The following is a 10,847-nucleotide window of genomic DNA, read 5'->3' as shown; positions in this document are numbered from 1 at the left end:
CTGTACCACCTGTACTGCCAGAATCTGTACCACCTGTACTGCCAGAATCTGTACCACCTGTGCTGCCAGAATCTGTACCACCTGTGCTGCCAGAATCTGTACCACCTGTGCTGCCGGAATCTGTACCACCTGTGCTGCCGGAATCTGTACCACCTGTGCTGCCAGAATCCGTACCACCTGTACTAACTATTCGAGCCACAAATAAACCTGGAGCCAGTGGTAAACTTTGTGCTGGAGTCACAACCTCTACGCCACTTTGCTCTGCAACCCACTGCCATGTACGAACAGAGTTAGAACGATGCTGCCAATTGAAAAGCCTATAAACATTGCTAAAGACCTCTGCGCAGTTCGGGTTTACCCAGCCTTCGATAATCTTACCGATTCGAGTAGAAAGCTGAACCTTTTTAGCCTCATCGGTTTCAAAGTAGTAACCTGCACCGAGAGTCAAAACTGTTTCAATATTATGTGTATCAGAGTAATAGGGCCACCAGTCATCACTAATCCGAGATGATAACGGGGCATGAGCACTCGCCATGTAAACTAAGTCTGTTTCGGCACCGGTAGTATTACAGCTCTTAGTTTTATTATACCCGGTAAAACCCTCCTTCCTTACATACTGTCCTAGCTCTGAATTGTAATTCGAGGTAAAGCCATAATTTTCAACTGCAGACGCGATGCGTCTTAGCATTTCTGGCGCATCGGTATTTCCTGTTATCCAGTAAGCTTGCCAGAGGAAATCTACGATATTCTCAGTCATCCATGCTGAGAAGCCTCTAGAGCTACTATCACCTAATGGTGCACTCCCCTCATTATGCACACCTTCGTGAACATCGATATTATGAGTAAAGCCACCACTTTTCGGTGTCCAACCATTTTCTACATCCCAGGTTTTTTCAGTTTGCTGCATATCTTTCAGAGAGTTAATTCGCTCATTAAGGTGAGCTAAAACCGTTGAATCAGCCGTCATTTCATAGGCATTAATCTCTGCTAGTCCTGCTATACCTGCCCCGCGCTCAGTAAAACCTTCATTCTCGTTATTAAAGGTGTCTCTCGTACCATATTGATTCCATCCCAAGTCAGATTGTAACGCCATATTGGTAATTAATGGATCATCCCATTGACTATCATCGCCAGTAAGGGCCCAGCTCAATTTAGCCTGCTGCGGAGCAATATATTTCCCATCAGCACAAGCAACACCACCAAATGTAAAACAACCATCACCACCAGCCATTGCCGGGGCCGTTCCATCATTCCGCACATGCGAGAAGTAGAACTGCTTCGATAGGAATGCCTCTTTTAAGAATTCTACCCGCCCAGTAGACATATACGCTTTGAACATGGCACTTGATCGATCAAACAACCAATTACCTCCACTGGAAGCGCTATAATCAAGCCCACCAGCCCAATTTTCGAACTGCCCTACTTGGTATTGCTCAAAACCGTCTGACGAACCACTTGAGGGCACATAAGGAGGAATCAGGCCTGACTCGGACAAATAGCTTGTATCGTGCAAGGCAAAAATTCGTGGGTAAGGCAGGTTATTTTTATCTGCGCCTGCAGCCGCCCAACCTAGAGAGTGTGCAACTTCAGACAAGCGTGTGACTGCTGCACCACCATCTGTAATTGTCAGGTCTATATTACCACCGGTCATATCGACATTTTGCAGCTGGATTGTCACCGAACGAATAGAGTTATCAGACCAATGGTAACGTAAGCCACCTTCAACGTAGGCTGCTAATTCCGTTGAACCATTCAGAACCTTGATTTCCGAAATATCAGTCACTTCACCCGCTGCCAGAGGCAAACCAAAGGTGACGACCTCAGAGTTTGTCGGCGTTACTTCACTATCAGCTTGTAAGGTGATCTGCGTATTTAACGCATGAACTGATGTCCCCGCTATGAGTAGACATGCTCCAGCACTATATCTCATAAAACACGATCTTAAAGCTTTCATCGTGATGTACCTCTTAAAATTCTTAACGAATGACAAATGTAAAAAAGTTTGACCCTTACATAACAAAAGTAGGTCAAGCTGCAGACATATCTAGCAAAAAATACATTAATTTTGTAACCACTACTCTAACGCTCTTAAAAGCATTTTACTTAGACTAATTCAACACACTGCGCGACGAATAGCCAACACTAATGACACCTAAATACGTCAATAAAATGACAAGCTTTTTTAAACCCCCTTAGGCTTAGGTATCAAGAAATCTCGGAATTTATTAGGGTTACCCGTCTTTCCTGCTTCTGCAGCTTTTACGATGTTATACATTTCTCTTGATGAAACAAAATGCATCTTATACTTCTCGCCATCATTATATTTTGAAGCCAGGTACTCATACATTTTTACTGTAGGTTCACCTAACAATGTATCGATATCCATCTCTTGCGTACCATGTGTATGTATTTTGACGAATACCCATTCCGGCCGCCCCTCAACATGAATATGTTGATCCACCCACATATCAACACGGTGTTCAGAAGGGGGTATTGACTTGCGAACATCACCCGCTTCTATTTTCGGCATAACCCCCCATTTTCTCTCTTTCCAGTTCAGGCACAGAGGCCCCTGGATAATCATCAAATCACCAGATGACTCACGCCCCACTTTTACCTTCACTCCTTTATCATGAGACTTAGGCCGCAATGGGTCGTCAGTAGCATAATATATCGAGTTTACCGTTGAGGTTTGGGTCTCACTGGGAGCAGAAGGCAGGGTAAAGTCTGCGTAGCAACCTGTTTCCTTTAGCACAATCAACTCGTCGTTGACCCCACACCATTTACCTTCCGGATGACAATTATCCAAAGTCCAGTTGCCATGAATAAAACCATAAGAGAGCAAACCAGTTTCCGGATTAACAGCCAAGCCTTCATGCTCTTCATTTAAGGTTTTTGCAAAACGAGTCAATGTTTCACGCAGGTTATCACTCGTATCATCTTCATGGTGCAAATGTATTTCAAGCTCACCAAAACCTTGAGCACAAAGGTCCTGCAACTTATCCAAGTGTTCTTTACGATATTCTTCTTCAGGGTAAAAATAACTATGCTTAGGCAAGCAACCATCAGCATCTAGAATATGGCCAAAAGCAGCAGGATACTCCTGATGCCAACGATCAACTCGTTGCCGCTCAACCTCTAGACTATTCGGGCGCCCCCACTGAGGTTCATAGTGATCCACAAAACAAAACATGATGTGCACTGGCCCATCTACCTTTGGCTTACCTTTAAGCCTGATAGAAATATAATGCCCCAACCATATGTGCATGTTCTTTTTTCGTATCATGACAACAGCCAATGCGAACACCGCTAGACATAACACTACCAGACCACTAATCAAACCAAACAAAATATTCCCCTTCCTTTTCTAAGCCTAACCTTAGCGATTTGTGCTATCCCATGTTCCTTTAACACCACCACTGTAGTAGCGCAAAGCTCCGTGCCCTAAAGCAAAATTCATATTCACCCAAAAGATAACCAGCTTGACCAACTTGTTTGAAATCAGTGAGTCTCTACAACGGTAACTAGCAAAATAAACTAATAACTGAATAATGAATAAACTTGAGTATAAGAAAGAGTTAAATGAAAGAACCAACGAACAGAAAAAGGCAACAAGCAATAAATGCGGTGCATGCCAGCGAAGTACTTTATGAGAGATATATGAGAACCATAAGGCACCATACTGAGGACTCAGCACTGCCAAAAAGCGACTGAAAGCCTGAAAATTTCCAGCACCAATTCGAACACGACGCTTATATTCATCAGCTGAAGAAGGCGCAACCTCTTCACGAGCAACCGCTTCAGGCTCGTATTTAACAACGCCGCCATCGACAGCAACCTGAAAAACAATCGTAAAGTCATCTACTACAGTGTCGGGAGGTATCGGCTTATAAAGCTGCTTACGAATAAGGTAAATCGCTCCATTTGCCCCTAATAAAGCCGAAATTCTAGACTCATTAAACTTCAATATTCTTTCATACTGCCAGTAGGCACTATCTAAGTTTTCACCAGTCTCTTCCGCATATAGGTCCAGCTCTCCACACACTGCGTCAGCCTGGTTATCCCCTTGAAAATGCCGCACGAGCATACGAATAGAATCCGCCTGAAACTCTGTATTCGCATCTGAAAAAACTAGCAACTCCTCTTCAGCTTGATTTACCAAGTCATTTAAAACAGAAGCTTTACCACGATTTTCCTCAAAATCAATGAATACCAGGTTTGGATCTTCAATAGCTGACAAAATGCTTGAGGTATCATCTTTACTACCATCAGAGCCAATATAATACTTAATTTTATCTTTTGGATAATTTAATTCTTGAAGGTTTTTAACTCTGTCAGCAATACAGTCGCTCTCATTGAAGGCAGATATAATCACACCCACAGCAGGTAAATCACTCTCAAGCACATTATCTGCTCTTCTAGAGTCTTTCTTCAGGACAAATGACATATCTTTTTTGGCCTGCCGGAAACTGCTCAAGCAAATTAGTACAAGCGGATATAGCGCATAGCTATAAACCACTAAAGCGAGAGATATCCAAAATATCATTTCAAGCATCAATCTTTTTCACTCTTTTAACAGGCTTAGCAGGAATACCAACAACTGTATCCCCTTGACTCACATCCTTCACCACGACAGCATTCGCACCGACTTTGGTATTATCCCCTACACTGACACCACCAATAACCTTCGCGCCAGCACCAATAAAAATATTTCCCCCCAGGCAAGGTGTTTTTCCTTTTTCACCGCCGATTACAACACCACTCTCGACGACTATCCGCTGTCCACCTTGAACATTGGAATTGATGACAACACCAACGGGGTGCATCAGCACAAAACCTTTATCAAAATCAGCCCTTAAACCAATAACGCATTGGTTAAGTAACTTATTCAGATATTGAAACAACAATGCGAAGGGCAAACCCAGGCGAGACGACGAACAAGCCTGCATCAAGCGGTATAAAAAGTTGGCACAGGTACCATCACTCAAGAATATTTTTAACAAACTTACCGGGGCGCCATCATCAGCAAATACCTTCTGTTTATAGCGCATATCCTGAAGAAACAATTTAAGCATCGAAACCTAAGACCTCACAATAACGTTAAAATTTTCTGAACATTATGTGTCCATTGCCTTTCATCACGAATATAAGACTCAGCCTGCTCGCCAACTCTTTCGATATTTTGAGTATCTTTTGATAGTTCAATGACCTTTTCAACCGCACTTTTTCTGTCATTTGGGGGGAATAGCCAACCAGTTCCCCCATCTTCAACGACTTCTGCAATCGGTTCGAATGACGGCGAAACCAAGGCAACCCCCATCGCCATCATCTCAAAAAGCTTCATTGGCGAACCGTATTCATTGGAATCAGGAAGGATGCCATAATCCATTGCAGCAATATAATCCCCAACTTTTTCATGTGGCACACGACCTGGCATAATCACTTGCCCCTGTAGACCATTATCCCTCACAACAGCCAAGATCTCTTCAAACACAACACCATCACCGACCAACAATAAAGCTAATTGAGGCTCAGCAGCTAAACGAGGTGCGATTTCTTTGACAAACCAATCAATGCCGTGCCAGTAAACAAAGGCCCCAACGTAGCCGCAAACCGCCTTGCCTTCGAGCCCTAGATCTTTTTTGACTTGAGTTCGATCTACCCCAGCTAAGGTAAATTGTTCAATATCCGCCGCATTTGGGCAAATAACACTGGGGGCAATCACTCCGTGTTCACGCTCAACAGTGTTTTTGAAATTAGTAGAGATGAACACTACCCCATCACATTTCTTAAACACCCATTTTTCTACTCTTCGAGCCAACCCCTTAAAAAACAAAGGCCGCACCCGCTCAACGATTGCAGCATCATTCACTTCAAGAATAACCGGAATACCAAGCCTTCTAGCTCTCAACACACCGCCAAACATGAATAGTGAATATCTCTCATATAACATGTCAGCATTTTGAGATTTAAGCTGTTTACCTACCCGCATATAAGCGATTAGGTTATAGGCAAGTTCTATCAATTCGAAAACAAACTCAGGCACATACTTAGTCATCTCCATTAGCTTATGGAGCATTCTAGACATCAAGGAAGGAGCCCTTTCTTGCTTTACACTATTTCCAGAGACCTGCTCTTCCTTATGTTCCGGGTCTGAGCCTGGAAGAGAAAGAAGTGTTACTTGGTGTTCCATCTTTCTAAATGCATTGACGATTCCCATAATATGGACACCTTCAGCACCATGCCCACGAGTTCTATGATGGTAAACTATGTTCATAATTAACTAATCACCTTAAACTGAATCCCTTGCTTCTCCCATAGAGGAAGCATTATCTCTAGCACCTGCACACACTTCTCAGCGTCGTCGTGAAATAAAAGAATTTCACCATTTACAACCGGTTTCTGCTTAAAGTTTTCAACAATCTGATCAGCACTCAGATTGGAATAATCTAATGAATCGTAGCTCCAATGCACTGGACGAAATTTGTTTTTCACTAACGAAAACAGCAAACCAAAACTCCAGCGCCCTTGCGGCGCCCGAAACAACCTGGAACCCGACTGTTCCAGCTTACTAATCCAAGCATCCGCATCATTTGCCTGTTTTAGCTGTTTACCTAGAGGCAAACGCCCAAAATCAATATGGTCATAAGAGTGGTTACCCACCACATGACCAGCTTCTACCAAGCTCTTCCCAATTTCGAAGTGTTGTTCTAGTTTTTTCCCAATTACAAAAAATGTCGCCTTAGCATTATGCTTTTCTAATAAGCTAAACAACTTATCGGTAACATTAGGCGTTGGACCATCATCAAAAGTCAGGTAAACAGAAGCCTCTCCTGACGCCCCCTTCAGCAATAAAACTGATGAGGGAAGCAGTTTAGCTACTAACGTCTTTAAAAGTTGCTTCAACACGTAAATATACTCTGTCCAATTTTTTTGGAATAATTACAAATCAATATTACATTACGGCTATTATGCATCCGAACTTCCTTGTACTGCTTTACATATAATTTGGTCAATTTCATTTACATTCTTTGGCCATGAAAACAGGTTTCCGTGAGCCTTAATAACTTCTCTATTCCAGCAAGCAGTATTCAGATCAAAGTCCACCATAGCTTTAGTTAAGGCCTCACAATCGCCTGCTTCGATTAAAATACCTGAAACTCCATCCTTAACCACTTCTGGAATGCCACCTACTCGAGTAGAAACTACCGGTACGCCACAATTTGCAGCCTCAAGCAGTACATTTGGAACTCCCTCATGATACGAAGGAAGTATTAACAAACCACTTTGGCGTATATACTTTGCTGTATCAGCATGCTTTAGGGCTCCTAACATAGAAACTTTGGCCTCTAAGCCATAAGCAGCGACTCTTTCAGCCAATACCGGGCTCATAGCGCCATCACCAATAAACTTTAATAGTTTACTCCCTCCACTTTTTACATAGCCATCATACGCATCTAGGAGGTCTAACACACCTTTATCTTTTTTAAGGTTTCCGACAAATAAGAAATAAGGATTTGACGCTATTTCCTCTGGATAAAACAACTTATTATCAACACCGTTGTATACTCTGGTTACCTTAGACTTCTCAACTCCCAAGCCACAAACCTTAAGCCGCAAAGCATCAGAGGGCGTAAAAATATGCGTAGCCCCTTTGCATACTTGTTGAATCTGTTTATTTCTATTCTTATCCTCTGTCAGCACATTGATATCACTGCCGTGCACCTTAATAAAATAAGGTAGCTTCAGCCTATATGAGAGCTTTTGCGCAACAAAACCATCAGGATGCGCCCAACTACCTAGCACTGCATCAAAATCTGAAAAGGAAATTAACTCCCTCGCGCCTTTTAAGACCGACCAAAACATAAAATGACCGAAATGCTGCTGAAATAGCTTCGGCGTATACCAATAGCAAATATACTTAACTGTGTATTTAGTGCTGGCAGAATAGGAACTAATCTGCGCTCTCTTGCGAAGATATTCTGGCCAAGCAATTGGGACGATAAGTGTAAGCTCATGCCGCTCTGCCAAGCGGTCAAACTGCTGCTTATTAAAAGTTGCGCGATTCGGTTCCCATGGCAGTGGGTATAAGTTCGTAACGATAAGAAGCTTCATGATAAATTACTGATAGTGACTCTCAGCTTACCACTTGATGTTAAGGCGATCTCAGGAACGAGTTCAATATTCACAAGCACTTCGCTACCAACATTTTCTTCAACTAAGTGTTTGACTCGTTTTAACTGATCAGAATCCTCCGAAAATAAAACCAAGAAAATATCAACACTATCCAAGGTATTTTGCACAACCTGAAACTGTTTGATACTGGTGAAATCCTTTAGCAAATGAGGAAAAAACTCGCCCGGAATAGTTCTCCCATCGGGCGTCTTAATCACGTCCAGCTTACGGCCATCAATAGATTGAAGCAGCGGGAAAGGCGAACCACACTGACAAGTGGTAGCAGAAGAAATCGTCGCACGATCCCCATTTCGATACCGAATAAGTGGAAAGCCGTAATTGTGCAAGTCGGTTACCACCACATCACCAGACACTCCGGCTTCAGAAATCACTTTATTTTGATCTCCCAACAGCTCTACAACAAGGTGATCAATATTTGTATGCAAACCATTCTTTTCTTTGCACTCCGAACCAATCAACATAAACTCCCGACAACCGTAAGTATTATATACTGGCGCTCGGAAAGCTCTTTCGATTTTTTCCCGCTGAAACTCATATAATGGTTCGGCGCCAGTCAAAATCGACTTAGGTGATTTAATGGTTATATCATTCTCGATAATATAATCTGCCAACGTTACCAAAGGGTTGACATAAGAAACTATTGCCTCAGCTTTGTAGGCGTTAATCTGCTCAACATAAGTTCCCAAGTTATATGCCGTCATTTCGAAAGAGTTTAATATCTTTCGATTATAGAAAGCGTGATAAAGCTTATCTTTAAGGGCTGACTTAGCACCAACAGGCGCAATGTTCGCTCCCCACAAATAAAGTGATTTAACACCAAGCCCGGCACCAAGGTTTCCATACCCTCTCCACATGACTCCTTGCCGGCGCTCATTACTTTCTTGATCCAATTCAAACCTGAACGGCACACCGGATGAACCTCCGGTAGCTTTCTTAATGTTCTTCCCTTTATGTGTAGCTGCTACAAAGCCTTCGTAGTTATCACGAATAACATCTTTATCAAGTACAGGTAATACCTCAAGGTCTTTGACACTCTCTACAGCGGCGGGGTCAAATCCAATCTGATCCCACTGCGACTGATAAAAAGCACAATTCTCATAAGTATGAACCAGCAAGGCTCGAAGCTTATCTAGTTGAATAGACTCCAGAGTAGATAGAGAACGATTTTGGTTTTCTTGGTACTCATGAACATAAGCAAGCGTCTTACGCTTAGCCATATGTGTTTCATAAAGCGGATATAATAATGTTCTAAACAACCAGCTATACATATCTCGTCCCTGTTATATCTTTAAGCGTACATTCACAAGCAGACAAATTATTGCCGACACTTTTGGCCCTAAACGCTCGCTCATCGTTTTTAGCATTTGGTAATCGCTGGCACTCAGTGCATTCAGCACGATCAGCAACAGCAGATACACTAACCCGAAGCAAATATAGCCAACGATAATTTCCACAACCCCCTCAAAAAAGCCGGATACATAGATCGAGAACTGTAAGGAAACAAATGCAGAAACAAGCACCCACAATAGTTTTCTGATATCCGGAACAATCCCCAGGAAGCGATAAGCGATCCCGAGAAGCACGACAACAAGAACAATTGCCACGATAATGTATGCAGTGATAGCACCCTGTAACCCCCACTGAGAAATGAGAGTCAAATTCACACTCAAAGACAGAATAAGCGCAAAAATACTCAGCTTAAGCATCAGCGACTGCTTATCAACACTGAGCAAATAAGCATTCACCGGCTCCTTAAAAGCATTCAGTGTTCCCACAACAATAAAGAACCCTAATATAATACCCGCCTGAGAAAAGGCATCACCATAGAGAAGCGCCACCACATGCTCGCCAAAATACAAGGTTGGTGCGGCCACCATTACCCCTAATGTGAACAAGTAACGCGATGATTCCTTGATACGCACGGCAGGATCCTGATTTACATCAGCCACCGAGCGAGCAATAACTGGTAGTAGAACCGAGCTATATACGCCGGGAACCAATAACAAGGCAGCACCAGAGATAGTCAGAGCAATCGTAAAGTACGAAATAGCCTCGTTACTTGCGTAATATTTTAACAATAAAACCTCGCACTGCCCAATAGCCAGACTGCCAATAATAGTATTGATAGATACAATTTTTAGATGATGTGATATACGTTTCCGTAAAGCCGTATCAAGCGTTATAGCTGGCTCCCCCCCCTTTTTTAGGCTCAAACGCTTCAAGTAAAAACCCGAAATAAACCAGTAACATACAGCAACGCCCGAAAACAGCATGTAGAAGTTTGCCAATTCAGGCATTAAGTATTTAACCACACAAACCAGTAGTAAGTTTATTGGCGCCACCAACAACACGGTATAAGCAAGGAAATCAAAACGCTCGAAGCCTTTAAACACCCCCACACGATACATATGCGCACTTTTAAAAATAATTGCCAATATCAGAAAAAACAGTAAATGCCTGTACTGCTCTTCGATCAATAAGTTTGGCACAAGAAGCACAAGCACAGTCAAGCCTCCTGTTACTAGAGCAGTCTTGAGCATTTGGATCTTATGGAAGTATTTAAATATTGCCGGTATCTTTTCTTCGCGCCCCTGAGCACGTGCTTCCGCTATAAATTTTATTGCACCAGTAGAAATACCTGCATTTGTCAG

The 10,847-nt window shown here is 42.6% G+C and carries 9 protein-coding genes; all 9 read right to left on the bottom strand.

What is annotated here, in order from left to right:
- Positions 1 to 1,930 (bottom strand): hypothetical protein (locus A3766_RS31015; protein WP_068642181.1); only part of this gene is annotated, 1,930 nt, incomplete at its 3' end.
- A gap of 252 nt (positions 1,931 to 2,182) precedes the next feature.
- Entirely contained in the window at positions 2,183 to 3,349 is a 1,167-nt protein-coding gene (locus A3766_RS10660; RefSeq protein ID WP_197476023.1) for a hypothetical protein, read from the bottom strand.
- A gap of 30 nt (positions 3,350 to 3,379) precedes the next feature.
- Positions 3,380 to 4,447, bottom strand: a complete 1,068-nt coding sequence (locus A3766_RS10655) for a glycosyltransferase family 2 protein (RefSeq protein ID WP_197476022.1) — start codon at positions 4,445 to 4,447, stop codon at positions 3,380 to 3,382.
- 100 nt (positions 4,448 to 4,547) lie between these two features.
- A complete protein-coding gene (locus tag A3766_RS10650; RefSeq protein WP_068515648.1) occupies positions 4,548 to 5,075 on the bottom strand; it encodes a serine O-acetyltransferase in 528 nt (175 codons plus the stop codon).
- A gap of 14 nt (positions 5,076 to 5,089) precedes the next feature.
- The gene (locus tag A3766_RS10645; RefSeq protein ID WP_068515645.1) at positions 5,090 to 6,277 is read right to left on the bottom strand and encodes a glycosyltransferase family 4 protein; all 1,188 of its coding nucleotides are present in this window, start codon (positions 6,275 to 6,277) and stop codon (positions 5,090 to 5,092) included.
- 2 nt (positions 6,278 to 6,279) lie between these two features.
- Positions 6,280 to 6,909, bottom strand: coding sequence for a polysaccharide deacetylase family protein (locus A3766_RS10640; protein ID WP_068508504.1), 630 nt, complete (start codon positions 6,907 to 6,909; stop codon positions 6,280 to 6,282).
- Positions 6,910 to 6,969: 60 nt separating this feature from the next.
- Positions 6,970 to 8,115, bottom strand: coding sequence for a glycosyltransferase (locus A3766_RS10635; RefSeq protein ID WP_068515642.1), 1,146 nt, complete (start codon positions 8,113 to 8,115; stop codon positions 6,970 to 6,972).
- Entirely contained in the window at positions 8,112 to 9,413 is a 1,302-nt protein-coding gene (locus A3766_RS10630; protein ID WP_156498100.1) for a phenylacetate--CoA ligase family protein, read from the bottom strand. The genes A3766_RS10635 and A3766_RS10630 overlap by 4 nt, the downstream gene beginning before the upstream one ends.
- A 63-nt stretch (positions 9,414 to 9,476) precedes the next feature.
- Positions 9,477 to 10,847, bottom strand: a 1,371-nt coding sequence (locus A3766_RS10625) for a polysaccharide biosynthesis C-terminal domain-containing protein (RefSeq protein WP_068642179.1), incomplete at its 5' end; no start/stop codon positions are given.

The organism is Oleiphilus sp. HI0132 (assembly GCF_001635845.1).
The sequence above is the reverse complement of the archived record's forward strand: the minus strand, read 5'-3'. Positions and strand labels throughout refer to the sequence as shown.